Source organism: Erythrobacter sp. K21-9 (assembly GCF_055808355.1).
Genome location: NZ_CM147866.1, coordinates 3,227,055 through 3,251,449 on the forward strand (window position 1 = coordinate 3,227,055; position 24,395 = coordinate 3,251,449).

24 protein-coding genes and 3 pseudogenes are annotated in these 24,395 nt (G+C 60.4%); 4 read left to right on the plus strand and 23 right to left on the minus strand.

The window, feature by feature from the left end; all coding sequences use genetic code 11:
- Nucleotides 1–7 precede the first annotated feature (7 nt).
- The 20 genes and pseudogenes from AC0L39_RS16640 to AC0L39_RS16735 all read right to left on the minus strand — a co-directional run bounded on the left by AC0L39_RS16640 (nt 8) and on the right by AC0L39_RS16735 (nt 19,732).
- Nucleotides 8–721, minus strand: coding sequence for a polysaccharide biosynthesis/export family protein (locus AC0L39_RS16640; protein ID WP_473259528.1), 714 nt, complete (start codon nt 719–721; stop codon nt 8–10).
- 76 nt (nt 722–797) lie between these two features.
- Nucleotides 798–2,204, minus strand: coding sequence for an O-antigen ligase family protein (locus tag AC0L39_RS16645; RefSeq protein WP_473259530.1), 1,407 nt, complete (start codon nt 2,202–2,204; stop codon nt 798–800).
- Nucleotides 2,205–2,232: 28 nt separating this feature from the next.
- Nucleotides 2,233–3,354, minus strand: coding sequence for a GDP-mannose 4,6-dehydratase (gmd, locus tag AC0L39_RS16650; protein WP_473259532.1), 1,122 nt, complete (start codon nt 3,352–3,354; stop codon nt 2,233–2,235).
- On the minus strand, nt 3,351–4,112 hold the full coding sequence (locus AC0L39_RS16655; RefSeq protein WP_473259534.1) for a glycosyltransferase family 2 protein: 762 nt from the start codon (nt 4,110–4,112) through the stop codon (nt 3,351–3,353). Before AC0L39_RS16655 ends, gmd begins: the two co-directional genes overlap by 4 nt.
- 33 nt (nt 4,113–4,145) lie before the next feature.
- Nucleotides 4,146–5,458 (minus strand): annotated as a pseudogene (locus AC0L39_RS16660) (UDP-glucose dehydrogenase family protein).
- Between the two features lie 27 nt (nt 5,459–5,485).
- Nucleotides 5,486–6,457, minus strand: coding sequence for a UDP-glucuronic acid decarboxylase family protein (locus AC0L39_RS16665; protein WP_473259536.1), 972 nt, complete (start codon nt 6,455–6,457; stop codon nt 5,486–5,488).
- 86 nt (nt 6,458–6,543) lie between these two features.
- Nucleotides 6,544–7,509, minus strand: coding sequence for a UDP-glucose 4-epimerase GalE (gene galE, locus AC0L39_RS16670; RefSeq protein ID WP_473259537.1), 966 nt, complete (start codon nt 7,507–7,509; stop codon nt 6,544–6,546).
- A gap of 48 nt (nt 7,510–7,557) precedes the next feature.
- Nucleotides 7,558–8,391 carry a glycosyltransferase family 2 protein gene (locus tag AC0L39_RS16675; RefSeq protein ID WP_473259539.1) on the minus strand — a complete coding sequence of 278 codons (834 nt, stop codon included), beginning with the start codon at nt 8,389–8,391 and terminating at the stop codon, nt 7,558–7,560.
- On the minus strand, nt 8,388–8,939 hold the full coding sequence (locus tag AC0L39_RS16680) for an LbetaH domain-containing protein (RefSeq protein WP_473259541.1): 552 nt from the start codon (nt 8,937–8,939) through the stop codon (nt 8,388–8,390). Before AC0L39_RS16680 ends, AC0L39_RS16675 begins: the two co-directional genes overlap by 4 nt.
- 20 nt (nt 8,940–8,959) lie before the next feature.
- Nucleotides 8,960–10,135, minus strand: coding sequence for an acyltransferase family protein (locus tag AC0L39_RS16685; protein WP_473259542.1), 1,176 nt, complete (start codon nt 10,133–10,135; stop codon nt 8,960–8,962).
- A 10-nt stretch (nt 10,136–10,145) separates the two neighbouring features.
- The gene (locus AC0L39_RS16690; protein ID WP_473259544.1) at nt 10,146–10,649 is read right to left on the minus strand and encodes a glycosyltransferase; all 504 of its coding nucleotides are present in this window, start codon (nt 10,647–10,649) and stop codon (nt 10,146–10,148) included.
- A 181-nt stretch (nt 10,650–10,830) separates the two neighbouring features.
- Nucleotides 10,831–11,268, minus strand: a pseudogene (locus AC0L39_RS16695) (glycosyltransferase); the annotation flags it as partial.
- 65 nt (nt 11,269–11,333) lie between these two features.
- Nucleotides 11,334–12,032, minus strand: coding sequence for an acyltransferase (locus tag AC0L39_RS16700; RefSeq protein WP_473259546.1), 699 nt, complete (start codon nt 12,030–12,032; stop codon nt 11,334–11,336).
- Between the two features lie 2 nt (nt 12,033–12,034).
- Nucleotides 12,035–13,354, minus strand: a complete 1,320-nt coding sequence (locus AC0L39_RS16705; protein ID WP_473259548.1) for a hypothetical protein — start codon at nt 13,352–13,354, stop codon at nt 12,035–12,037.
- Nucleotides 13,355–13,447: 93 nt separating this feature from the next.
- On the minus strand, nt 13,448–14,725 hold the full coding sequence (locus AC0L39_RS16710; protein ID WP_473259550.1) for a glycosyltransferase family 4 protein: 1,278 nt from the start codon (nt 14,723–14,725) through the stop codon (nt 13,448–13,450).
- A 9-nt stretch (nt 14,726–14,734) separates the two neighbouring features.
- Nucleotides 14,735–15,712 (minus strand): GDP-mannose 4,6-dehydratase, encoded by a 978-nt coding sequence (locus AC0L39_RS16715; RefSeq protein WP_473259552.1) that lies wholly within the window; start codon nt 15,710–15,712, stop codon nt 14,735–14,737.
- Nucleotides 15,709–16,797 (minus strand): glycosyltransferase family 4 protein, encoded by a 1,089-nt coding sequence (locus tag AC0L39_RS16720; RefSeq protein WP_473259554.1) that lies wholly within the window; start codon nt 16,795–16,797, stop codon nt 15,709–15,711. Before AC0L39_RS16720 ends, AC0L39_RS16715 begins: the two co-directional genes overlap by 4 nt.
- Nucleotides 16,798–16,837: 40 nt before the next feature.
- The gene (locus tag AC0L39_RS16725; protein ID WP_473259556.1) at nt 16,838–18,424 is read right to left on the minus strand and encodes a lipopolysaccharide biosynthesis protein; all 1,587 of its coding nucleotides are present in this window, start codon (nt 18,422–18,424) and stop codon (nt 16,838–16,840) included.
- Nucleotides 18,425–18,443: 19 nt separating this feature from the next.
- Nucleotides 18,444–19,061 (minus strand): class I SAM-dependent methyltransferase, encoded by a 618-nt coding sequence (locus AC0L39_RS16730; protein WP_473259557.1) that lies wholly within the window; start codon nt 19,059–19,061, stop codon nt 18,444–18,446.
- Between the two features lie 413 nt (nt 19,062–19,474).
- Nucleotides 19,475–19,732, minus strand: coding sequence for a MarR family EPS-associated transcriptional regulator (locus AC0L39_RS16735; RefSeq protein ID WP_473259559.1), 258 nt, complete (start codon nt 19,730–19,732; stop codon nt 19,475–19,477).
- A gap of 267 nt (nt 19,733–19,999) precedes the next feature.
- Between AC0L39_RS16735 and AC0L39_RS16740 the strand changes: the two genes are divergently transcribed.
- The 4 genes and pseudogenes from AC0L39_RS16740 (at nt 20,000) to AC0L39_RS16755 (ending at nt 22,552) form a co-directional block, all read left to right on the plus strand.
- Nucleotides 20,000–20,635 carry a hypothetical protein gene (locus AC0L39_RS16740; protein WP_473259561.1) on the plus strand — a complete coding sequence of 212 codons (636 nt, stop codon included), beginning with the start codon at nt 20,000–20,002 and terminating at the stop codon, nt 20,633–20,635.
- A 46-nt stretch (nt 20,636–20,681) separates the two neighbouring features.
- Nucleotides 20,682–21,497 (plus strand): sugar transferase, encoded by an 816-nt coding sequence (locus tag AC0L39_RS16745; RefSeq protein WP_473259563.1) that lies wholly within the window; start codon nt 20,682–20,684, stop codon nt 21,495–21,497.
- Nucleotides 21,498–21,597: 100 nt separating this feature from the next.
- Nucleotides 21,598–22,038, plus strand: a pseudogene (locus tag AC0L39_RS16750) (GDP-mannose 4,6-dehydratase); the annotation flags it as partial.
- 73 nt (nt 22,039–22,111) lie between these two features.
- On the plus strand, nt 22,112–22,552 hold the full coding sequence (locus tag AC0L39_RS16755) for a GDP-mannose 4,6-dehydratase (RefSeq protein ID WP_473259564.1): 441 nt from the start codon (nt 22,112–22,114) through the stop codon (nt 22,550–22,552).
- 18 nt (nt 22,553–22,570) lie between these two features.
- Here the strand turns inward: AC0L39_RS16755 and AC0L39_RS16760 are convergent, their stop codons facing one another.
- The 3 genes from AC0L39_RS16760 to AC0L39_RS16770 all read right to left on the minus strand — a co-directional run bounded on the left by AC0L39_RS16760 (nt 22,571) and on the right by AC0L39_RS16770 (nt 24,385).
- The gene (locus AC0L39_RS16760; RefSeq protein ID WP_473259566.1) at nt 22,571–23,257 is read right to left on the minus strand and encodes a hypothetical protein; all 687 of its coding nucleotides are present in this window, start codon (nt 23,255–23,257) and stop codon (nt 22,571–22,573) included.
- Between the two features lie 139 nt (nt 23,258–23,396).
- Nucleotides 23,397–23,918, minus strand: coding sequence for a demethoxyubiquinone hydroxylase family protein (locus tag AC0L39_RS16765; RefSeq protein ID WP_473259568.1), 522 nt, complete (start codon nt 23,916–23,918; stop codon nt 23,397–23,399).
- Nucleotides 23,915–24,385, minus strand: coding sequence for a disulfide bond formation protein B (locus tag AC0L39_RS16770; protein ID WP_473259570.1), 471 nt, complete (start codon nt 24,383–24,385; stop codon nt 23,915–23,917). The genes AC0L39_RS16765 and AC0L39_RS16770 overlap by 4 nt, the downstream gene beginning before the upstream one ends.
- Between the last annotated feature and the right edge of the window lie 10 nt (nt 24,386–24,395).

The window sequence follows — 24,395 nt, forward strand, 5'->3', positions numbered from 1 at the left end:
ATTACTTTTATCGAACAGCCTGTGAAATGATGACCGCAGCGGTCGAGAGGAACGGCGCACCGATGGCGACCAACCGGTCGACCCGGCGACGTTCAGGCGAATCGCCCACCATCACGATGTCATCTGGATAAAGAGCAGGATCGGCGTAATTGCCGCGCTGGATTGCGCCGATATTGTACACGCCGATATAGCTTTGCCCATCGACAGTGCGCATGATCAGCACGTCGTCGTGCCGGGCATAATCACCGAGACCCCCCGCCATATTGATCGCGCGCAGCAGCGTGATCTTGCCGTTGGCCGGATAGGCACCCGGCTGCTCGATCTCGCCGCCGATCGAAATCGAGGTCTTGGGCAGCTCTTGCGGAATGATGCGCACCTGCGGACTGCGCAGATATTCGCCGCGCAGGCCGTCTTCGATCATGCGCGAAGCTTCGCCAGGCGACATGCCCGCGACCGGCAGGAGGCCGAGCAGCGGATATTGCAGGTTGCCATTGGCATCGGTCAGGAAAGTTCCGCTGAGGGTCTCCGCCCCCACCACGGCAATATCGACCCGCTCTTGCGGACCGATCGTGTAGATGTCGTTTGTCGCGGGCGCAGGCAGTGAGGTAAGATCGGCAACCTCGATACCAGGCGCAGCACCAAAAGTGCGATCAGTGCTGGCGCATCCGGCCAACATCATTGATCCTGCAACCGCGAACACATGCAATTTCGTAAACTTCATTTCAGTCCCCATCATGCCAAGGTGATGCCATACTGCATTTTTCTGCCGATCCAACCGTTTTGCGATTGAATTCATTTCATTTCTTGTGGTTTCCTGGCCCTGCTTCACTCGCATCGAAGGCAAGAGCGACAATGAGCCAAACGCCAATCACCTGAAATAACGGCGTTCTCAGCGGATAATCCACCAACGACGCCGCAGCCAGGATAGCCAAGACTGTAGCCCAAAACACACAACGTGCAAAAGCCGCAGGTTCGCGGGCAAAGATAGTGCGTATGGCTACCGATGCCCAGAGAATCAGGGCGAGCAATATTGCGACGGCCGGCACCCCGCCCTCTATCACCAGCTGCGCCCAGTCGTTATGCGCCTGGTTGAGGTATGCCGGGCCCTGGAACACGGTCGGCTCGACCTCCATGAAGACAGCATCGAACGATCCGAAGCCGCTTCCGAGCAGCCAGTGCGTCGCCATCAAGTCATTCAGGATCGGCACGATGCGCCAGCGCAGATCCTCGAACGCGTTCTGGTTCATCGCATCGATCACGCCGGGCACACGCTCGAACTGGAAAAGCGCAGTGAAAAGCGCGGCAATCGCAGCGAAACCGATGGCGAGCACGGTGCGCGGCCGCTGCGCGATCAGGGCAATGGGCGAAGCGGCTTCGCCCTGCAATTGCGGCCGCGCAAGGCAGAGCCATGCGATCAGGGCGCTCGATACCAGCGCGACAAGCCCAAGGCCGAGACCCGCGCGCGATCCGCTGACCAGCACGGCAAGCAGGACAATCACGAAGGCTGCAGCAAGCGCGATGCTGAGCACCGGGCTGCGTCCGGGTTTGCGCTCCAGAAAGGCAACCCGCGCGATGATCAGCAGCACCAGCGCCGACAGCATCGCCGAGTGGTTTTCGTTAGCAAAAAGGCCGACCGGCGATCCGGCATTCGTGACCGAATACAGGTAAAGCGGCCCTCCGGCCTCTCCCAAGCTCTGGAGCAGGCCGAGCACGGCATCGGCGAAGCCGATTGCGATGATGATCAGCATCAGCGTCCGCAGGCTTGGCCGCAGCGCTGCGGCGAGCAACGCCGCCGTAACGGGGATGGCCAATGCCGCGAGCGCATTCCAGCCGCGCATCGGAACCCATGCTATCGGCCGCCACGTATCGCCAATGCCGTGGATCGCATCAAGCTCGGCAATGGTTTCACGCCCCGGCAGCGCCTGCCACATTGACGGCGGCAAAGGCACCAGTTGCAGCGCGGTCCATGCGGTCAGTGCCGCAAGTAGGATGAGCGGCACGGCAGCCAGTCTTACGCGTTCGGTCGTAAGATAATACAGCGCCGGGATCAGGAACAGCGCACCAAGCGGCCTGAGCGCGGCATTCTGCACCATGTCGAACCGCGCGCTGCCGCCCAGCAGCGCGGCGAGCGCGGCAAACAGCCCAAGCCAGATTACCGCTTGCAAGCCGGTTCGGCTCGGGTTGGTTCGCGCAAAACTGCTCATGCCGGGTGCCATTCGCCGCAGCCGGCGCTCAGTTCTCGATGCTCACGGGAATTTCGAAACCGTTTTTAGCCATGAACGCGTGGCGCTGTGCGTCCCTGAGGTCGGCAGCCACCATTTCGTTGCACATCTCGCGCGCGGTGATCTCGGGCTCCCAGCCGAGCTTGTCGTGCGCCTTGGTCGGGTCGCCAAGCAGCGTCTCCACTTCGATCGGGCGGAAATAGCGCGGGTCGATCCGCATCATCACATCGCCAACCTTGAGCGCGGGCGCCTTGTCGCCTTCGATCGCCGCAACTGTCGCGGTTTCCTTGAGATCATTTCCGCTAAACTCGAGCGTGATGCCCAGTTCCTCTGCGGTCCAGCGGATGAACTCGCGCACCGAATATTGCTGCCCCGTGGCTATGACGAAGTCCTCTGCCGTGTCCTGCTGCAGCATCAGCCACTGCATCCGCACATAGTCATGCGCATGACCCCAATCGCGCAGCGCGTCGATATTGCCCATGTAAAGGCAATCCTCGAGCCCCTGTGCGATATTGGCGAGGCCGCGCGTGATCTTGCGCGTCACGAAGGTCTCGCCCCGGCGGGGGCTTTCATGATTGAACAGGATGCCATTGCAGGCATACATCCCGTAGGCCTCGCGGTAATTGACCGTGATCCAGTAGGAATACAGCTTTGCCACCGCGTAGGGCGAGCGCGGGTAGAACGGCGTCGTCTCCTTTTGCGGAGTTTCCTGCACCAGCCCGTACAGCTCCGAAGTCGACGCCTGATAGAACCGCGTCTTGTTCTCGAGGCCCGAAAAGCGGATCGCCTCGAGCATGCGCAGCGCGCCGATGGCATCGACATCGGCGGTGTATTCGGGCGCTTCGAAGCTGACCGCGACGTGGCTCTGCGCAGCGAGGTTGTAGACCTCGTCCGGCTGCACCTCGTTGATGATCCGCGTCAGGTTGGATGTGTCGGTCAGGTCGCCGTAATGCAGTTTCAACCGCCGGCCTTGCTCGTGCGGATCCTGGTAGATGTGGTCGATCCGCTGGGTGTTGAAAGACGAAGCGCGGCGCTTGATCCCGTGGACCTCATAGCCCTTTTCCAGCAGAAATTCCGCCAGATAGGACCCGTCCTGTCCTGTAATGCCGGTGATGAGTGCAGTCTTCGTCATGGTTGTGTTTTTTCTCTTGCGATGAATTGGCCGAGTTTGCTCGTGTTCTTGCGGATCAGGACGCCGATCCCCCCGACACCGTTATTGCGCAGCGCGCGCAGGTCTTCGCGGCTCTTGCGGATGATGCGTTCAATCGAACGGTTGCTTTCGCCGCCCACGCGCATTTTGACAAGCACTTGCGGAATGTAGGCGAGCCGAATGCGGCCCTTTACCAGATAACGCAACATTGCATCGTAATCGGCGGCTATATCGAAACTTGTGTCATAGAGCCCGTGGCGCTCGAACACTTCGCGGCGCAGGTACAAGGTCGGATGCGGCGGCATCCAGCCGCGTCTCAGCACGTCCGGCGTGTACTCGCCCGAGCGCCAGTGGCGGATCACGCGGTCGGGATTGTCGGCGGCGACATATTGCAGGTCGCCGTAGACCCCGTCGACCGCCGGGTCAGCGAAGCGTTCCGCCACTTTTTCGAGCACGTCGTCGCGCGCGAACATGTCGTCCGAATGCATCAGGCCGATAACGTCGCCGCTCGCGCGGGTGATGCCGCGATTGATCGCGTCGTAAATGCCGTCATCGCGCTCGGACACGAGCACGGTCGCGCCGTCTGCCGCCTCGCGCACGGCTTCCAGCGTGCCGTCGGTCGAGCCGCCGTCCTGAATGACATGCTCGACCGCGCCGCAGGTCTGCGCCTGCACGCTATCTATCGCCTCGCGGATCGTGTTCACGCGGTTGTAGACGGCGGTGACGACGGAAACCTTCATTGCAGACCCGGTGTGCTTGCGAGGCGCTGCGCCTCAGACGCGTCCGATACTGGTGTATTCGAAGCCCTGACCGCGCACATCGTCCGGCGTGTAGATGTTGCGCAGGTCGACCAGCACCGGCTCTTTCGCGGTGGCCTTCACCTTGGCCAGATCGAGCGCGCGAAACGCATCCCACTCGGTCACGATCACGGTTGCATCGGCGCCTTCGATCGCTTCGTAGGGATCGTCGCACATGGTCACCTCGGGCATCAGCGGAGCGGCAAGCTCCATGCCTTCGGGATCGTAAGCCGACACTTTCACGCCCGCATCGGTCAGCGTCTGCGCCACGGCAATCGCAGGCGAGATCGCGCATGTCGTCGGTGTTCGGCTTGAAGGTCAGGCCCAGCAGCGCCGCCTTCTTGCCGCGCGCCTTGTCCGCCCCGCCCAGCGCTTCCAGAACCTTGCGGCCCATTGCGCGCTTGCGGCTCTCATTGACGTTCACCACCGCCTCGATGATGCGTGTCGGGCTGTCGTAATCCTCGTACCGTCTTGAGCAGCGCGAGCGTGTCCTTGGGGAAGCAGGATCCGCCATAGCCCGGTCCTGCGTGGAGGAATTTCGGACCGATGCGGCCATCCATGCCGATACCGCGGCTCACATCCTGCACATTCGCGCCGACTTTCTCGCACAGATCGGCCATCTCGTTGATGAAGGTGATCTTGGTCGCGAGGAAGGCGTTGGCGGCGTATTTGATCAATTCGCTCGTGCGCCGCTCTGTGAAGAGAATCGGCGATTCGTTGAGGAATAGCGGGCGGTAGACCTCGCGCATGACTTCGCGGTCGAAATCGTCCTCGGCTCCGATCACGATGCGGTCGGGATGCTTGAAATCGCCGATTGCCGCGCCCTCGCGCAGGAATTCGGGATTGGAGACGACCGCGAACTTGTGCGACGTGCCCGTGGCGGCGATGATCCGTTCGACTTCGTCGCCCGTGCCGACAGGGACGGTCGATTTGGTCACGACGACGGCGTCATTCGCAAGGTTCTCTCCCACCTCTTTCGCGACCGCGTAGACAAAGGAGAGGTCCGCATGGCCATCGCCCCGACGGCTCGGCGTGCCGACCGCGATGAAGATGGCGCTCGCATCCTTGATGCCTTCGGCCAGCGAGGTGGTGAAGCTTAGCCGTCCGGCCTTCACATTGCTTTCGACCAGCGCATCGAGGCCCGGCTCATAGATCGGCATGATCCCGTCATGCAGACGGTCGATCTTGCTCTGGTCCTTGTCGATGCAGACGACATCATGGCCGAAATCGGCGAAACATGCCCCCGAAACCAGCCCAACATAGCCCGATCCTACCATCGCGATTTTCATGTCATCGGTTCCTTTCGATGGGCCTGATCAGCGGCCCAGAATTTCCGGCAAGCGTTGTTCGAAATAGGCAATCGTCTTGGCCAGCCCGTTCTCGAGCTGGACCTGCGGCTGCCAATCGAGCAGCTCTTTCGCCTTGGTGATATCGGGGCGGCGCTGCTTGGGATCGTCCGCCGGCAGGTCGAGGAAGGTCAGCGTCGATTTCGCCCCGGTCATTTCGATCACCTTCTCGGCCAGCTCCTTGATCGTGAACTCGCCCGGATTGCCGAGATTGATCGGCCCGGTGACGTCCTTGTCCGTGTCCATCAGGCGCAGGAATCCTTCGACCAGGTCGTCCACATAGCAGAACGAACGGGTCTGCGAGCCGTCGCCGTAGATCGTGATGTCCTCGCCCTGCAGCGCCTGCACGATGAAGTTCGACACCACGCGGCCATCGGCATGGTGCATGCGCGGGCCATAGGTGTTGAAGATGCGCGCAACCTTGATCTCGAGATCGTGCTGACGGTGGTAATCGAAGAACAGCGTCTCGGCGCAGCGCTTGCCCTCGTCATAGCACGAGCGCGGTCCGATCGGGTTGACATTGCCCCAGTATTCTTCCGGCTGCGGATGGACATGAGGATCGCCGTAAACCTCGCTGGTCGAAGCCTGAAAGATCTTGCACTTCAGCCGCTTGGCAAGGCCCAGCATGTTGATCGCGCCGTGCACGCTCGTCTTGGTCGTCTGCACCGGATCGTGCTGGTAATGGATCGGCGAGGCCGGGCAGGCGAGGTTGTAAATCTCGTCGACCTCGATCACGAGCGGCATGGTGACGTCATGCCGCATGAATTCGAAGCGCGGTTCATCATGCAGGTGATCGATATTGCGCTTGGTCCCGGTGAACAGGTTGTCCACGCACAGAACCTCGTGCCCCTGTCCCAACAGCCGGTCGATCAGGTGCGAGCCGAGGAAACCAGCCCCGCCCGTCACCAGGATGCGTTTGCGGCTTTCGTAAATGCGGGTCATTTTTGTGTTTGCCCAAAATCGCTCATGTTAAGATGTACCGGACACCGTTTGACGGCTCCTTAGCCAATCCCGCCAGAATATCCAGATCACGAATTGGTGTGCCACCGCCATGCGGACTCAATTAATGTTTCGACATCCGAATATTTCGGCTCGAAATTCAGGCGAGCTCGCGCCAGAGAAGGGTCCGAGACAAGTGTTGGCGGGTCGCCAGGCCTGCGTTCGCATAGATCGACGTCGATCTTGCTGCCGGTCACCGATCGGACAGCGTCAATGATTTCGAGGACGCTGATCCCCGATCCCGTGCCAAGATTGAACCGGTCGGCCTGGCCAGGCGTGCAGTTTTCCAGTGCAGAGATATGCGCATTCGCCAGATCGGTTACGTGAATGTAATCCCGGATGCAGGTGCCGTCGGGCGTGGGATAATCGGTGCCCAGCACCTTGATGCTGTCACGGTCGCCCGACGCCACTTCCAGGACAAGCGGGATCAGATGGGTTTCCGGATCGTGCGCTTCTCCGATTTCGCCATCGAGATCGGCGCCCGCAGCGTTGAAGTACCTGAGCGCCACCGATCCGATCCCGTAGGCTGCGGCGTGATCGGCAAGCACCTGCTCGCACATTAACTTGGAATGGCCATAAGGATTGATCGGTGAGCAGCGAATGTCTTCGGTAATGGGCAGCGTTTCCGGCACCCCGTAAACAGCGCAAGTGCTGGAAAACACAATCCTGTCCAGGCCACACTTTGCCATCGCGTCAAGAACCGACACCACCCCGCCGACATTCGTGCGGTAATACAGGTTCGGCTGCTCCATGGACTCGCCAACATAGGCGAGCGCCGCGAAGTGTATGACGCTTTCGATATCGAATTCTTCGATCGCCGCTCGCACGCTGCTGGTGTCGCAGATATCACCGTGGACGAGTGGCCCCCACTTCACCGCATTGCGGTGACCAGTGCGCAGGTTGTCGAAAGCCACGGGTTCATGCCCCGCAGCAGCCAGCGCCTTGCAAGCATGGCTTCCAATATAACCGGCCCCGCCGGTTACCATGACCTTCATTTACCTACACTCCGAGAAATTGTGGATTTTTAGCGCATTGGCCGGAAATCAAGGGGCTCGCTTCGTCTTCTCGTACGTCAAGATTGACGTCATTCCTTCGTATACCGAAAGCATACAGGCATACGCGAAGCCTGCCGCGCCATCGCGAAAGCCCTGCCTATAGATATAAACATACAAAAATCTAGCGAAAGGACGCAGCGCCAAAGGTAGCCGGGCCGCCTGTTCCTTGGCCCGCCGACGTCCCGCCGATGCGCTGGCTGAAGCGCCTGGCTGGACTGCTGACGATCCGCTCTTGTTGCTGCGAACCTGGGAAATCAGGAGCGCTTCGTCTGCGGCATAGCGGACATGTTTTTCGAGCCATTTTCGCAGTCCGTGCGAGAACGAGAAATGCAGATAGGGCTCCTCGATCTGTCCAACCCGGCTCGCAGGCAGGTCTTCTCTCTGGCCATGCCCGACCTGGATGAACCGAAGGCGATCACGGTGACCAAGCCGCACCTGGTAACTCGGATACATGCCGGCATGCTTCAACCATTGACCGAACAGCATGGTCTTTGACGGAATATTGTACCCATCGATGCCCGCCTCGGGCTCAAGCTCGCGCAGCACTTCGAGCAGCTCCGACGTGACGACTTCATCAGCATCGAGATGCAGCACCCACTCATTCGCAAACGAACCATTCTCAAGGCCGTAATTTCGTTGATTTGCGAAATTATCGAATGGCCGCTCAAGTACGCGAGCGCCAAAGTTTCTGGCCATCTCCACAGTTCGATCGGTACTTCCCGAATCGATTATGACGATATCGTCGCACCATTCAAGCGAAGCCAGGCATCGCGCGATATTGATTTCTTCGTTGTAGGTCAGGATCAGGCAGGACAGCTTCACCGTTCGGAATCCTTCATTCGTATCTGGATCAATTGCGCCGGATTCCCGCCGAAGATTGCATCCGGTTCGATATCCTTCATTGCCACGGATCGGGCACCAAGAATGGCATTGTTGCCAACGGTCACGCCCGGCCCGACAAACGCATCGGCACAAACCCAGGCATCCTTGCCGATTACGATAGGGGTCTTGACCAGCGGCATGGCCGTATCGCGCCAGTCGTGCGTTCCCGCACACAAATGCGCATATTGCGATATGGTCGCGCGCGGTCCGATGTGGATCGGGCCGAGCGCATAGAGGATCGCGTGGTCGCCCACCGCCGCCTCGTCCGCGATGTCGAGGTTCCAAGGGATCGTGATCCGCGCCGTAGGATAGACATGCACATTGGCACCGATCCTGGCGCCAAACATCCGCAGCAGCATCCGTCGCCAACCCCACGCCACACGCGGGCTGAAGCGCCACAGCGGCGCGGCCAGCGTCCACAGCACGCGCCCGATCTGCTCGGAGCAGCTCCATTTCTTCGCCGCGCGGTTGGTTGTGACGTCGGTCATCTCGCTGCTGCCTTCCATCTCTATCGCTGCTCGCCCGTGCTTGGCGCCGCCACGCTTACCCGCGACCGGCGCAGTCGCGCCGACAGCTTCAGCGAGGCGCGCTCGACGAGGGTGTAGAAACCATAGGCGAACAGGATTGCCGCGATCGTCGCAAGGATGAATTTGAGGATGGAAGTGCTCTGCCCGTCCAGTCCCGCCGCGTTGATGATGCCAAATGTCACGCGGTGTGTGGCGTAAAGCGAATAGCTGATGGCCCCGAGCCACACCAAGGGCGGAAGGACGCGCGGCGTCATGCGCGGCCAGCGCAGTTCAGCAGACTTCAGCCAGTGCACAAGGCCTGCTGCGCCGATTGCGAGCGGTACCGCGCTGACCACCTCGTCGGTTACCATGTGCAGAGCAAACCCGCCGAAGAGCGCACCGACCCAGGTGAGCGTCCATAAGAGACCGGCAAGCGGCGGAGCGCGCCCGGCTTCGACGTCGGCCAGATAGGCACCTGCGGCCCACATAAATACGAACGGCAGGAAGATCGGTCCCCCGCCATGTCCATGCGGGAACAACCTGCCCAAATCGAAGATCAGGTAAAGCGCGACATAGGCAGCGCTGACCGCAAACGAGAAAGCCAACGCACCGCTTGCGCCCCGACGGCGATTCATTTCGAATATGAGTGGATAGAAGAGATACAGGTGAATCTCGATCGACAGCGTCCAGAACACCGTATTGCTGCCGAACATCGGTGCCACGATCCCCTGCCCGGTCAGGATGGAGGCGGCAAAGGCCGTCCAGCTCAACTCTCCGACCGCGATATCGCCGCCTTGTAAAACATACAGATAATCCACCAGCGCGGTGCAGATCAGCGCCCCGATATAGACTGGATAGATACGGATGAAGCGGCGAATGAAGAACCGCCGCCAGTCAATCGTGACATCCCTCGAGGCCTTCAATTCAAGCGCGAACCGGCGGTGGATGCAATATCCGCTCAAAACGAAGAAGATCTGCACGCCGAACCAGCCGTAGGAAAAAGGATAGCTCGCATACCCGGCAAGGACTGCCGGATTGGCGGTCAGGCCATGCTGAGCCCAGGCATTGCCGACACCTACCCAGAATTCGGCGCGCGCATGATAGACGACGACCATCAGCGCCGCGATGCCGCGCAACGCGTCGATCGTGTTCAGCCTGGTCTCCGCCGGCGGCTTCATAAGTCCCTTCTCAATCGACAACAACACAATCGGGCCGGGCTGCGCCGCGACAAAGCCAGTCGTAAACCTGCCTGTGTTCGGTCGCAATCCGGTCCCACGAGAAGTCACTTTCGACCAGGTGCCGCCCGGCAGCACCGATCGCATCCAGATCATCGCGGTCAAGGGATCGAAGGATAGTGGCGGCCATTTCGACCGGATCGGTATTTATCTCGATCGCCGCCCCGCTCTGAAAGCCGGACGGAAGGTTGCAGTGGCGCGTCATGATTACGGGCAGGTCGTAGGCCCACGCTTCGAGCACCGACATGGGCAGTCCCTCAGAATGGGACGGCAGAATGAATGCGTGCGCGCCTCTGAGCAACCGGTCCTTGTCCTCGCCAAAGGCCGGCCCGGAAAAGGTCACACCGCGCCGCAGTCCGAGCCCCGCAACCTCGGCTTTCAGGGTTTCGAGGTGGCCGCCATCGTCCCACCCGGCGATGACCAGTTCCCACCGCTCGAACAGGTCCGGCTCGGCCACTGGCAGCCATCGCCCATGCCTGCACCAGCTCCATCAGGCCTTTCTTGGGATGAATCCGGCTGAGAAACAACACAGTGCGGCGGTCTTTTGCCGCTCCGCGCGTCATCCGCTCGGGCAGTTCGGCGCCGTTCGGAATGATCGCAATCGGATTAGCGAGCCCGTAAGCCCTCATCGAATGGGCCTCGGATGTGTTCAGCGCGTGCAGGCAATCCGCGCCTCGCAAGTTCCTGTCCTCGAACAAGAGCGCCGCGATCCGTTTCTTCCATTTGGAATTGGCAAGCGCCCAGGGATCCAGCATCCCTCGCGGTGAGATCATCACCGGCTTGCCGGTCGCGCGTTTCCAGCGATTCACCTCGCGCGAAAAAAGCTGCCACAGGCCATGGAGATGGATGACATCGTGGCAGCCCCTGGCAAGCGCCTCGCGCATATCAGGGGCATAACCCAGAGCCGCCGGACCCCGCGTCTCAAGCAGCGCAGGCTCCAGCGGGGCCCATTCGGGAAAGTCGCGCTCGCTATATTGGTCGCGGAGCGAATAAACCTCGATGTCCGCCCCCGCCTGCGCGAGGTGCAGCGCGGATTTGCGCACGGAATTAAACAGCCCGCCCGCCTGGCGGGACATCGATCCGGCGACGAGGCCGACGGAAAGTGGGGGGCGGTCCTGATCAGCTCTTGCGGCCTGATTGCTCAATCGACCGGGCCAATCTTGCGTGTGAAATAGGGGCCGGACGCATCAAGCGGCCTCGCCAGAACTGCCGGTGCGCCTGCAAACAGGCCGTGCGTCTCTTCGGGTTGGCCGCGGAACATGGAACCGGCGGACAGCACCGTGCCCTCCGGTACGACTGCACCCTTGACGATGATGCTGCCGGTCCCGATCAGGCAATACGGCCCGATGGTCACCGGACGCGACGATTGGCGGCAGGTCCTAATGTCGATGCCATGCGTGAGGATTTGCGAGTAGAATCCGGCCACAGTGCTGAACGCGCCAATTGTCACGCGGTTCGTGCAATCGACGATATGGCGGGAGGTGAGGGAGCTGTGCTCTTCCATGATCAGCTCCGATGCACGCTCGTTCTCAGCCTCGAAATGGCGTTCGGACCTGCCGGGAAATCCGTACACCCAGTTGAACGTGCCGATACGCGCTTCTTCACCGAGAACGACCCGCTCGACATTACGAATGATGCTGAAGTGGCCGATGCGGCTGCCCTGCCCCATCTGCAACTGGCCGACTCGAATGAAGGATCGGCCCAATTGCGCGCTGGGAGCGAACTCGTATCCAAGCAGCCATCGATAGAGGCCGCGCCTGATGCCCGAAGGCGATACGAGTCCCAGCGCAAACGCAAGGCAGGCGAGCCAAAGTGCCGGGAGCCGTGGCGAGTCTTTCATTCTTAATCGCTTCTCGACGCCAACCGGCGATCAGATCGCATAACTGCGCCCGGATGATCCCATCCCCTAGGGCCGCGTCTGACCCGCAAAATGAAGGCGACGACGTTCAGAGCGAGGAAAAACACAGAGAAAGAGACGAAGAAATAGGCGGAATGGTGAGTGGCCAAGTGCAAGAACGGAACGATGCCGGCTGCATACCATAACTTGTCCCAAGAGTTCCCGGCGATGGCTCGCCGCCAGAGACGCGCCATCATATACGCCGGGATGAAAAAGAACAGCAGGCCGAGATACCCGAACTCCATATACGCCGTGGCAATACCGGTCTGAGTTGAACCGGTGGGTACTTCGTAGCGGGTTGTTCGAAACACAAGCTCGGATGGCCAAGGCACAGCCATCAAGTCTTGCTTGACATCGTCCCCGACAAATTGACCTGGAACGTATTGGAAAACAAATCGGTTCCAAGTGTATCCTCCGAAGGAATACTGACCTGTCAGCTGCATGGTGTCTATCAGGTTGGCTGCATTTTGTATTTCAGGCGACGCTTTGGGGTCGTTAATCGGACTGAGAGCCAAGAATTCGATTTCCGCGATTTCGTCTATCGTGGGCAGCCCGCCGTCCGCAGTGATTGCGCGCAATTCAGCAGTCGCAAAAATTGCCAGGGACGCAGCAACAAAGCCGCCCGCAACAACGGCGCGCGGGACAGCCCAATTCCGTATAAGCAACACGGCATAGGCCGCGATCAGCATCATTTCCGCGATGTGCCGACGCTTGAACAATATGACGACATACGGGAAGAACATCAGCAAGTTTATCGCGAGAATTGTCGTGCTGAACGTGGTGCGTCGTTTCAGGAACAATATTGTGGCAAGCGCAAAAGATACGGCTTTCAAGTTCAAAACGAAATAAAGGATTGTCGCGCGTCCGCTCCAAAGATTCCCTGTTTGATCATCTCCGGGCGCGAGGCCGAGTCCGATAAAGGCAATCAGCGCGATGCCGGTAAGCACAATTGACGCGCGCTCCATATCGCGCTCGTCGACCCTGGGCAAAATCCCACCAAGTGGGTCTCGCCTGGACTTCATACCCAGCCGCCAACCAAAACCAATCGCAAGCAGGCACAACAAGGACATCAATATAAGAGCGCTCAACGAGTCCCCTGGAGCCTCTTCGCGCACTATCAGGCTCCAAATTTGCGGCAGCAGCCAGCCGGCAAAGGTCGCCGCGCCCAGAGTCGTGACGTGCAGGTATCCACCTCGCTTAAGGAGGCCAAACACCAGCATAACCACAGTGGCAAAGCACAAGGTGGCGAAGAGGATGGTGCTCAATGTGATTTACGATCTCCTTGAAATTTTGGACTTACTACGAAAGGCAGCGCGGTCGATACAGGTGCGAGGCGATGTCGGTCCCTCGTGGTTAGGTCACTTGTCCTCAAAAACCGCTCGAATCAAGCGTTCAGAATATCCATCCCAGGACATATCGGCCATCGCCCGGCGCCCTTCTTCGGCCATTTCCGCGCGCATCTGGCGGTCGCAAACGATTGTTTCGATCGCGTCGGCAAGAGAGCGCGCATCTCTCGGAGGCACGATCAACCCTTGCAGACCGCATTCCACCAACGAACCGGACTCGCGTGTTGTTACCACGGGGATACCCGATCCCATCGCCTCATAAGTCACTCCGGCGGAGCCCTCCACAAGAGTGGGGAGTACGACGACGTCGGCCCGTTCGTATTCCGCCGCCATCGCACTGCGCGACAATCTCCCGCGAAAATCGATCAACTCAGCTTCAGGATTGTGGCGGACCTCGTCATCGACACCTCCGACAGCGCGAAATTCGAAATCATGTCCACGATTGCGCAGTATGCGAGTTGCACGAGCAAAGTAATGGATGCCTTTGCGAAGGTCTGCCGATCCTGCGAAAAGCACTCGTCCGGGTATTGGTCGATTCTCAAGTTCGAGCCATGAAGGATGCAGGGCATACGGTTCAACGCGGACCTTCTCCGGATCGGCTCCCCAATTCGCGACCAGATCTTCTGCGACGAATGGCGAAGCGCACAAGAACCGGGTGGCAAGACCCAGCATCCGCGGATAAGCCGGATTGTCTTCGCCGATCGCTCCGAGATAGGTGTCGGTCGGTGAACCCCATCCGGGGTTCGAAGCATATTCGGCGGTGATTATACGTTCGTTCGAGAGCGCAATCGTCACATCAGCGACAACTTCCAGGCCCGCTTTTCGGGCTTTCTCCAAAAAGGCATCTGCTTCAAGCGTCTGCCCGCTCATCATAGCGTAGATGTGCGTTGCCTCGCCGAACCCGCGCGCAGACATCGCCTTTGACCATTCTGCGTTGAACTTTCGCCGCGCCAAGACCCTTTCTCGCGGTGTTTGCGCGCGGCGCAAGGCAAGCTCGTACCTGCCCGCTGGCACGTCGAATGTGTGCGTGAGGGGCGCTACATTATCCGGAGGCATCCTGTTGCCAAGCCGCCCCAATTGGCCGCCGATCCCTCCCGGCAAGGGAAGCCGTGCGAGCGCCCGCGCCGCACGCCCGATGCCGCCGGTCCCGGCAAGATCGGTATACAGCGCCTCCAGCCGTCCGGCAGCCGCGAGCGCCGCTGCCACGGCATAGTTCCGCCGCGCGCCCATCTGGATGACGATTGCTCGCCCGTCAGGCACAGGTGTGGAAGTTGCAGCCTCGATCATCATCCGGCCCGGTCAATCCAGCAGCTTGCGATCTGCATCCACCAGCAGGCGCGCGACATCGGCGGCGTGCGTTTTCGCCTGCCACCCGATTGCGTCAGCCGCCTTGGTCGTGTCACCAACCAGTCTGACAGGCTCATTCGGCCTGACAAAGCGAGGGTCGGTTTCGACGTGGTCGCGCCATTGGAGCCCTGCATGTTCGAAGGCCACCTCCAGAAACTCTTCCAGCGAAGTGGCCTTGCCGGTGCAGATGATCAGGTCGTCGGGCGTATCGGCTTGCAACATCAGCCACATGGCCTCGACATATTCGGGCGCGTAGCCCCAGTCGCGCCACACCTTGAGATTGCCGAGCGTCAGCTTGTCGGTGCTTCCGGCAGCAATTTCGGCCACCCCTCGGGTAATCTTGCGGGTCACAAAGCTTGGGCTGCGGCGCTCGGATTCGTGATTGTAGCAAACGGCAGTGCAGGCAAACATGCCGAAAGATTCGCGGTAGACGCGCGTGATATTGACCGCGAAACTCTTGGCGACGCCGTAGGGCGAAATGGGCCGCATTGCCGTATCCAGCGTTTGCGGTACGTCGTCAGGCGAACCGAATATTTCGCTGCTTCCTGTGGTGAGGAACCGCGGTACGTTGTCGAGATCGCGCAGAACTTCGAGAATGCGCAAGGTGGCCATCGCGGTGAAGTCGCAGGTCGATTCTGGGATTTCGAAGCTGACTCCGACATGGCTTTGCCCTGCTAGGTGATAGAATTCATCCGGTTCGATCTTGCGCAGGATGCGGCGCAAGGTCGTGATGTCATCGAGGTCGCAATAATGCAGGAACAGGCGCTTATTGTAGATCGACGCATCGCGCGTCAGATGGTCGATGCGCGGTCGGTCGATGACGCTGGAGCGGCGCAGCGCGCCATGCACCTCATATCCATTATCGAGCAGCAATTCGGTCAGGTAAGAGCCGTCCTGGCCCGTAATGCCGGTGATGAATGCTTTTTTCATGTTAGCTTCCCCGAAGCAGAGGGTGGCAGCGGCGAGCGGAGGAATTCCTCCCATCGGTCAACCAGGCGTTCGAAACTGAAATTTGCGTGATAGTATTTTTGCAGCGCGGCTGTATCGATCTCGCCCCGGCGTATGCGCGCCGCCAGCGATGCGTATAGCGGAAGATATTCGTCCAGATCACCCGAGGTGATCGCGCATTGCCCATTCGCGTAGTCCGGAATTCCGCCCACCCCGTTCGCTGCGAAGGGAATACCGCAAGCCATCGATTCGAGCAGGACGAGCGGCGCGCCCTCCCTGCCCCATGTCGGCAACAGCGTAAGGTCGTATTGCTGGATCAGGTCGACATATTCCTGGCCCTTCGGGTAGCGCCCCTTGAGCGCGATCCTGTCACCGAGGCCGCGCTCGGCAATCGCGGCAGCAAACTGGTCGTGCGCCGCTCCGGACCCCCAGATATCGAGGGATTCTGCGTGCTCGGTGAGGCTTCGCCAATTTTCGATCAGGTAGCCTGCGCCCTTATATTCCACCAAGCGGCTGAAATAGGCGAGGCGCAGCTTGCCATCACCGGATTGCGGCAGCCTCGGTGCGGGCGGGATCGAACAAACGATCTCCAGAGGTTCCGGAAGAGCGGGTATCGTGACGCTTGGTCCATGCCAACCGAATTCCCGCACGAAAGTCCGCTCAACCCCGCTGCCCTGCCCGACAATGGCATCGAATCCTAACCGGGCGAGATCGCGTGGATCGAGGCGGCCATGACGATCGCCGCTCATCACCTCAAAGAATACACGCCGTCCCGCATCCTTGATCGCGTAGGCGAGCAGCATTGCCTTCCAGCCCGTTCCGGTGACGACCACCGCATCTGGCAGCGGGCGCTGTTGCCGGCCAAGCCGCACAATATCGGAAAAGGTTCGGTATTCGCCGATTGTATAGGGCGGGTCCGAAGGCAGGCCGGGACTTGAATCGCGCAACGGGGCGGGAGTCAGGATTTCGGCTGTATGGCCGCGATCGGTCAGCCCCTTTGCCAGCCAGTGGCAATGGGTCTGGATGCCGCCATCATTATGGAGGTAGCCGATCAGGACTATATGCATCGCAACTCTCTAGCGTTCCGTTTGATTGAGGGAAGCACCATCAGGAGGCCCGCCCTGTCATGGGCTTGCCGATGCGCTGAGCTGCCCAGCGCCAACCCTGCCGCATATCCGCGCGCCATGTCGGTATGAGTGCGCCGGACCCGACTGCAGCAAGCACGAAGGCTGCTGCAGCAAGGCCAGAGAGCAGGAAGGCCTGCCAAAAAGGAGAAGTCGAAAGCACGGGCAGGATGGCGGCAAGCGCCAGCGCTCCCAGAAACCCGGCCAATGGAGGCAACATGTCGGCAATCAGTCGCATGCTCGATATGCCTGCCGTGCGCGCCGAAACCATCAGGGTCGGCGCCGCGAGTAACCACGACACCACCGCGAGCGCCCAGGCGACGCCGATCGCTCCCCATTGCAAGCCCAGAATGAAACCAATGAGGTAGAGCGGGCCTGCAACCATGCTGTATTTGAGCATGACATCGCTGCGCCCGAGCGAGAGAAACACGAACCGCGCCATTTCCCATGCGATGCTGGGCAGGATCGACAGGGCCAGGACAGCGAAGATAGCCCCGCTCTTGTCCCATCCCGGACCGAGCGCCAGGTCGACGATGAAGCGGGCGTTCACGAACAAGACCGCGGCAATGACCGCGCTGAGCGCTGCGACCGCACGCGAGGTGCGGGTGTACAGTTCTTCCCACTTGGCGCGGTCGTCCTGCAGGCGGCTGAGCGCAGGAATGACCGCCGATGCCACAGGCCCGCTTATAATGGCGAGCGGCATGAGCAGGATCGAATATGCGCGCGCGTAATAGCCCAGTTCGACACTGCCCCAGCGCCAGCCGATCAGCGCGTTGTCCGATTGCTTCCAGACCCAGCCAAGGATGTTCGAAAGCATTATCTTGATGCCGAAATCGAAAGCCGAGCGGGCGCCGCTCCCTTTCCGGGGCATGGTTGGCCGCCACCGCGATGCGATCCAGAAGAACACCGCGTCGATCGCACCGGCGACAAGCTGACCGGCGACCAATGCCCAATAGCCAAGGTCGGTCTGCCACGCGGCGATGCAGGCCGCGGCAACGCCGGCGATGTTGGCAACAAGCTGGCCGAGATTTAGCTTCAGGAATTCCATGCGCCGGCTGACCAATGCGCGGTGCTGCGCCCTCAAGGCGAGCAGCGGCATGGTGAGAGCGAGGAGGACGATGATCATCGGCACCCGTTCGTCGCCGAATATCTGGCCGGCGAACGGGGCCGCGAGCCAGCACAGGAGCATCAGGCCGATCCCAACCGCCATGTTAAGAAAGAACAGCGCGCTGACGAGGTCCTGATTGATAGTGCGGCGCTGGATCGTCGCGCTGGTCAGACCCATGTCCTGGAACAGCCGGATGAACCCCGTCACGGCCATAGCCATCCCGACTATTCCGAAATCATCTGGTGTCAGCAAGCGCGACAGGATCGCCAGCTGCGCGACCTGCAGCGCAACGAAAAGTGCGTGGGATACAAGCGCGACCGTGCTGCCGCGCGCTGCCTGCGTCCCTAGGCTGGCTTCGTTGTCGGCCTGGACCAAGGCACTCTCGTTCCTCGCCCGGCGCGCCAGACGGCGAGCCTCTTTCGGCGAAGGCGGGGTCTGCCCGGGATCCACGCTGAGCGCCATGACCGTTCCGGCGTCGCGGTCAGGGCCGCCGAGTGAGGAAGATCACGTTCTGCGGTCCGCCGCGGCCCTCGCTAATGACCAGATCGCGCATCGAGGGTTCAACGTCGGCAAGCTGCGGAAACAGCGCCGGATCGTGATCGACATAGGTGACCATGCGGCATTCATGGGACTGCTCGAACCGGGAGCACAGGAGCTGCTCGACGCCGGGCGCAGCACGCTCATGCAACTCGATCACCATGTCGCATTCGCTCAGGATAGGACATTTCTCAAGGTCGAAAAGGACGGCCTCATACCCCTCGCAATCCGAGAAAATAAGAGAATTGGGCACGACGTTATCCTTGATCCAGCTCGCATCACACATGGACTGGACCTCGACATTCGACGTCTCGTTCAGGTCGACGAGGTTCTGGGTCGCATGGCGCGCCCACGCATCGGTATCGAACCCGATCACGCGCGTTTGCGGCATCATCCGGCCAAAGCCCACTGCGTAGAACCCGTCGGCAGTCCCGATATCCAGAAGCATGGCATAATCGCGGCTCGCAATCTCCTCGATCCATGGGTGGAGTTCGGATTCGTAGCTTCCGGTAAGGCGGTGCACGAGATTGCGCTGGCGCGCTGTCTCTTCGGGATAAACCATGCCAGCAAACGGACCGCCCAGCACGGTGCGGTACCGTGCTTCTCGACAAATTTCCGCGATGCAGCAAGGCGGTCGGTGTCGCGTTCGCGCTGCATGATCAAGCGCTGCGAACGGGCCGAAAGCATTTCCAGCGTCAGTTTCGGCGCGACCTGCATTCCGGTATTCTTGATAACTTCTTTCAACTTGGTGAGCATTCACTCTACTCCAGAGAATTCCTGTAGATCCGGACTACCGCTCATGGGCGATGGCGCGGCTGCCTCCCCGCGATCGCAGGGAAGTTCAAAACTTTTTATTTCAGACTGTTGTCGTAAACTGCGCGTTCGCCGCCCTTGCCAGCTTCGACCTCTGCCTGAAGCTGCGAAATTTCCTTTTTCAATGCGTCGTATTCGGCCCTTTTCCGCGCAAGGAACCGGCTAGGTAATCAGCGCCTTCTCAGCCGCTCCCTTTGGCGTCAAGACATATGCGTAACGCCGTTTATCTTTGGCTGCCATGAAGTTTTCCAGTTTAACCAGCCCGGTTTCGACAAGCGCATTGAGAAGGTAGTGCGCACTGCCCACGCTGATGCCGACAGCAGCGGCGAGTTCGCGCTGCGAGATGTTCGGGTTCTCCTCGAGCAGGCGCAGGACACGAAACCGCGTGTCCTCTTTCGATGTTTCGCGTCGCTCAGTCATGGGTGTTTGTCGGGCGCACAGGCTACCGCACCCCGCCAAGCGGGAGCGCCTCGCCGGAATCGGCGCGTGTCGAGATGGATCGTCGCAACTGCATTGTTCAATTTTGAACGGTAGCAGCACATGCAGCGCGCGCAAGCTTCAATTTTACGCTAATCGCGCCGCGCATTCGCTGGTTTTCCTCGTTTATCGTGCGAGAACGCGCCGCATCTGCGAGCGGCACCTTTGCAAGAAAGAGGTCGCCTTTTAAACATTGCGAGACCCGTTGGAATGCACGCCGAGCAATCTACTCATCCTTTTTTGCTGATCGGTTCACGAAAAGAAAAGTGGCTGGATACGGTTCATCATGGCATAGGCGGCCCGGCTGCACCCTGCATTCGTCCGGCGAAAGACGGCATTGTAGCGAGAATTCTGCGTGTGAACGACATCCGCCGGGCAGGTCCGGTGCAAGCGGCTGAGAAAGAGCCCATGTATATCAATGCAGTGTCGAAACCGCGGCACACACGAAATCAATTTGTTCAGGACCGCAATGTCCAGCTCGGCTTGTATCTTGCCTCGGGCCTTGCTCCGCCGACCCTGATCTGGCTCGCGCTGGGGAATTCGCTCAGCTCGGTATTTCTCGGCAACACGCTCTACGCACTTGCCATTGCAACCTCGGTGACCTGGTATGTGCTGACGCGGCTGCGCGAATACGCCAAGGCGCGCCACCTCTCTTACGTGTTCCCGGTGAATTTCGTCGCATTCGGCGGTGTGCTCGCCGGTATCGCGATCCTGCGCGTCACCTATTCGATACCGCTGTTTCTGCTGGGCGCCATTGGTGCCGTGGCCGTGAGTTACCTACTCACAAACTATAATCGGCGTCTTCAGCGTCCGCATTTCATCGTCGCTGGCGGTACGCTCCGATGAAATCCGGGTCGAAGGGCAGTACCTGCCGGCCCCCCCGCTGAATGAATTGGAAAGCCTTGTACAGGCGGGCCGACTCGACGGTGCCATCGTTGCAGACCTGCACCACGATCACCCGGATGAATGGGAGCGGCTTTTCGCAAAAGCTGCGCTCGCCGGCGTTCCCGTATATCATTTCCGGCAAGTCGCGGAGATGCAGAGCGGGCAGGTCAAGATCAGCCATCTGGCAGAAAACGATCTCGGATCGCTGATCCCGAATGTTCCTTACATGACAACCAAGCGGGCGCTCGACATCATCGGATCGCTGGCTCTGCTGCCCTTTTTCGCGATCCTCTTCACTGTCATCTCGGTCCTTATCAAACTCGATTCGCCGGGCAGCATCTTCTTCGTGCAGGAACGGGTCGGACATCGCGGCAATACGTTTCGCATGGTCAAGTTTCGCACCATGCGTGAGCGCGTCTCCTCCGAATGCGAGGATGCCCAGCGGCGCGATGCAATGACGCGCGCGGATGACGACCGAATAACCAAGCTGGGGCACTTCCTGCGCAAGACCCGGATCGACGAGCTGCCGCAGGTAGTGAATGTGCTGCACGGCGAAATGAGCTGGATCGGCCCGCGGCCGGAAGCGCAGTCGCTGTCCAAATGGTACGAGGACGAACTCCCGTTCTATTCCTATCGCCACATCGTGCGGCCCGGAATAACTGGGTGGGCGCAGGTCAATCAGGGCCACGTGACCGACGTTTCGGATGTGAACGCGAAGTTGCGCTTCGATTTCTATTACGTGAAGAACATCTCGCTGTGGCTGGACCTGCTGATCGTGCTCAAGACGTTTCGCGTCATCCTGACCGGGAATGGCGCCAAGTAAGCGCCACAGCGGTGGCTGAGGGGCTTGGGGGAGATAGACTTGCGGACAGTGCTCATCACCGGTTCGTACCGGGTTTATCGGATACCATCTTGCCCAGCTTCTGCTCGATGATGGGTTCCGGGTTGTCGGCTATGACGGGCTGACGGACTATTACGACGTCCGCCTGAAAGAACGGCGGCATCAGATGCTGATGCAGAACCAGCACTTCACGGCCACTATCGGGATGCTGGAGGATTTCGAGAAACTGCGCGAGCTTGCCATGGCGGAAAAGCCCGATGTGATCGTCCATCTCGCGGGGCAAGCGGGTGTGCGCTACAGCCTCGAAAATCCGCGTGCCTATCTCGAATCGAACCTCGTCGGCACATTCAACGTCATGGAGTGCGCGCGCGAATTGGACGTCGATCACCTGCTGATGGCCTCGACCAGCTCGGTCTACGGCGCGAACGAGGACATGCCCTTCGATGAGCAACAGAAATGCGACACGCCGCTGACATTCTATGCCGCGACCAAGAAAGCAAACGAGGCGATGGGCCATTCCTACGCCCACCTCTGGAACCTGCCGACCACCATGTTTCGCTTTTTCACGGTCTACGGTCCGTGGGGTCTAGCCGGATATGGCGCTGTTCAAGTTCACCAAGGGCACGCTCGAGGGCACGCCGATCGACATCTACAACAATGGCGAGATGCAGCGCGATTTCACCTACGTCACCGACCTGGTGCGCGGTATCCGGCTGCTGATCGACACACCGCCCGAGCGGCCCGAAAGCGCGGGCGACATCCCCGAGTGGGACAGCCTCTCTTCCGCCGCGCCCTACCGCGTCGTCAATATCGGCAACAGCGACAAGGTCCGCCTGATGGACTTCGTCGATGCGATAGAGGAGCATTGCGGACGCGAAGCGATCAAGAATTTCATGCCGATGCAGAAAGGCGACGTGCCCGCGACCTGGGCCGATGCGACGCTGCTGCGCGAGCTGACCGGCTATTCACCGCAAACCGACGTGCGCGAAGGCGTGCGCAAGTTTGTCGCGTGGTACCGCGATTATTACGAGATCTGACACCCGAATACGGGCGGCTTAGCTTCCGGGATTTTCAGCCGGCGGCGCTGCGTCGAGCGGGACTTGCTCTTCATCGCCATCATCGAACGGCCCTTCTTTCGAAGGCTCTGCCGGAATCTGACCGGCTTCCTCGTCGATCGGAGGCGGAGTGAGCGTCGGATCGACTTCGCCGGGGACCGGTCCCTGGCGTTCGCGCTCAAGCCGGTCGAGATATTCGCGCTCGATCTGTTCGACGCGGCTCTGTTCTGCAGCGGCATCTTCGTCGATGGTGGACAGCCGCTCCTGCCGTGCCTCTTCGATCAACCGGCCAAACCGTATGTTTTCGCCCTCGGCGCGGTCGGCATAGGCGGCATCGATGAATTGCTGGGTGCACCCGGTAAAGCCGCCTGCGCCAGCAGGGCTGCACGACATTGCACCAAACTCGCCGATATAGCGGATGCTCTCGACGCGGCGCGCCCAGGACGTGTTTTCCGGCGAACCGCTCTGGCGCAAATTGCGCGGGATGCGGTAGCGGTCGGCCTCGACGAGGATTTCGCAGATGACGATCTCGTCCTCGCCCGCCTCGGGACATTCGCTCTCGTCATAGGCGATGACCATGTTGACCTTCTCACCCGGTGCGTCCTGCGCGGCGGCGGGCACGGCTGCCAGCAAAGCTGCGCCAGTCAATCCTGTTGCCATACGTGATGCGCTAAGCAGCTTGGTCATTGGTCCTGGTCCTCTCTTGGGAGCCGGGGGGGCTCGCCGATCCATTCTATCATTTCCGGGCAGATAGTTACATGCCAGTGAATTAGGCGTGAATTGAAGCCGTGGGCGCGGGCCTGGTCGCGGCACCCGGATCGTCTCCTCAAACCCGTTCGCTAACCTTGATCGCGATCTTGCAGCCAAGCCGGATCGCGCCCGACAGCAACGGATAGGCGGGCGCATTCTCAGCGCCATTGGCCAGCGCAGCGTCGCGGTGCGCGCGTTCGTCTTCGCGAAATTCCTCGATCATTTCGGCCAGCTCCGGGTCGGACCCGGTTTCCTCGAGCCGGTCGAGCTGCTCGGAATAATGCTTGTCGATTTCTTCCTCGACTGCGGCAGTGCAGGCCATTGCGGCCTCGGGTCCGAGCAAGGCCGTGCCCGCACCGAGCGCATAGCCAGCAGCCGACCAGAACGGATGCAGCGCCGTAGGGCGCACGCCGCGTTTCGCCAGCATCTCATCGAAACGGGCGCGGTGGCCCTCTTCCTGTTCGGCCATGTGGCGGATTTCCGCCGAGTGCGGCCCGCGGTCGCCCATCACGGCAAGCTGGCCTTCGTAAATACGCGTAGCGCCGAATTCGCCGGCCTGGTCGACGCGGATAATGCGGTGGAGTTCATCGCGGTTCATATTCGTTTCTCGCTTCCTGCGCCCTTAACGCTCAAGGCGAGGATCGCGATCCCGCCAAGGGTCGAAATAAGGAAATTCCAGCCTGCCAGCGAGATGCCCAGCAGGCTCCACGGCGCAACATCGCAGCGCACCAGCGGCGCGGCGGACGGGTTCATCACATCGACCGCACTGCCCAGGGTGGCGCAGCTTGTGATCCCTTCCCACCAGCCATATTCGACCCCGGCATGAAAGCCGCCGATCAGGCCGGAGGTGAGGATCGCGAGGCCCGCCAGCGCGGTCCAGATGCGCGGCGGCTGGATGGCAAAGGCGAGCAGTCCCGCCGCCAGCGCGGCAAAATGCGGATAGCGCTGCCACCAGCACATCTCGCATGGGAACAACCCGAACACGTATTCGGAGATATACGCGCCGCCCAGCAATCCCGCAGGGATCGCCACGGCGAGCAGCCTTGCTTGCTTCACACCCATCATGCGCCGCTAT

What these genes read in the sequence shown, in the direction of transcription:
- AC0L39_RS16715 (WP_473259552.1), bottom strand. Translation starts at nt 15,712, where the DNA reads ATGAAAAAAGCATTCATCACCGGCATTACGGGCCAGGACGGCTCTTAC.
- AC0L39_RS16725 (WP_473259556.1), bottom strand. Translation starts at nt 18,424, where the DNA reads ATGGCGCTCAGCGTGGATCCCGGGCAGACCCCGCCTTCGCCGAAAGAG.
- AC0L39_RS16765 (WP_473259568.1), bottom strand. Translation starts at nt 23,918, where the DNA reads ATGAACCGCGATGAACTCCACCGCATTATCCGCGTCGACCAGGCCGGC.
- AC0L39_RS16730 (WP_473259557.1), bottom strand. Translation starts at nt 19,061, where the DNA reads ATGGTTTATCCCGAAGAGACAGCGCGCCAGCGCAATCTCGTGCACCGC.
- AC0L39_RS16755 (WP_473259564.1), top strand. Translation starts at nt 22,112, where the DNA reads ATGGCGCTGTTCAAGTTCACCAAGGGCACGCTCGAGGGCACGCCGATC.
- AC0L39_RS16685 (WP_473259542.1), bottom strand. Translation starts at nt 10,135, where the DNA reads ATGAAGCCGCCGGCGGAGACCAGGCTGAACACGATCGACGCGTTGCGC.
- AC0L39_RS16710 (WP_473259550.1), bottom strand. Translation starts at nt 14,725, where the DNA reads ATGATGATCGAGGCTGCAACTTCCACACCTGTGCCTGACGGGCGAGCA.
- AC0L39_RS16655 (WP_473259534.1), bottom strand. Translation starts at nt 4,112, where the DNA reads ATGAAGGTTTCCGTCGTCACCGCCGTCTACAACCGCGTGAACACGATC.
- AC0L39_RS16760 (WP_473259566.1), bottom strand. Translation starts at nt 23,257, where the DNA reads ATGACCAAGCTGCTTAGCGCATCACGTATGGCAACAGGATTGACTGGC.
- AC0L39_RS16700 (WP_473259546.1), bottom strand. Translation starts at nt 12,032, where the DNA reads ATGAAAGACTCGCCACGGCTCCCGGCACTTTGGCTCGCCTGCCTTGCG.
- AC0L39_RS16770 (WP_473259570.1), bottom strand. Translation starts at nt 24,385, where the DNA reads ATGATGGGTGTGAAGCAAGCAAGGCTGCTCGCCGTGGCGATCCCTGCG.
- AC0L39_RS16735 (WP_473259559.1), bottom strand. Translation starts at nt 19,732, where the DNA reads ATGACTGAGCGACGCGAAACATCGAAAGAGGACACGCGGTTTCGTGTC.
- AC0L39_RS16640 (WP_473259528.1), bottom strand. Translation starts at nt 721, where the DNA reads ATGAAGTTTACGAAATTGCATGTGTTCGCGGTTGCAGGATCAATGATG.
- AC0L39_RS16645 (WP_473259530.1), bottom strand. Translation starts at nt 2,204, where the DNA reads ATGAGCAGTTTTGCGCGAACCAACCCGAGCCGAACCGGCTTGCAAGCG.
- gmd (WP_473259532.1), bottom strand. Translation starts at nt 3,354, where the DNA reads ATGACGAAGACTGCACTCATCACCGGCATTACAGGACAGGACGGGTCC.
- AC0L39_RS16665 (WP_473259536.1), bottom strand. Translation starts at nt 6,457, where the DNA reads ATGACCCGCATTTACGAAAGCCGCAAACGCATCCTGGTGACGGGCGGG.
- galE (WP_473259537.1), bottom strand. Translation starts at nt 7,509, where the DNA reads ATGAAGGTCATGGTAACCGGCGGGGCCGGTTATATTGGAAGCCATGCT.
- AC0L39_RS16720 (WP_473259554.1), bottom strand. Translation starts at nt 16,797, where the DNA reads ATGCATATAGTCCTGATCGGCTACCTCCATAATGATGGCGGCATCCAG.
- AC0L39_RS16740 (WP_473259561.1), top strand. Translation starts at nt 20,000, where the DNA reads ATGCACGCCGAGCAATCTACTCATCCTTTTTTGCTGATCGGTTCACGA.
- AC0L39_RS16680 (WP_473259541.1), bottom strand. Translation starts at nt 8,939, where the DNA reads ATGACCGACGTCACAACCAACCGCGCGGCGAAGAAATGGAGCTGCTCC.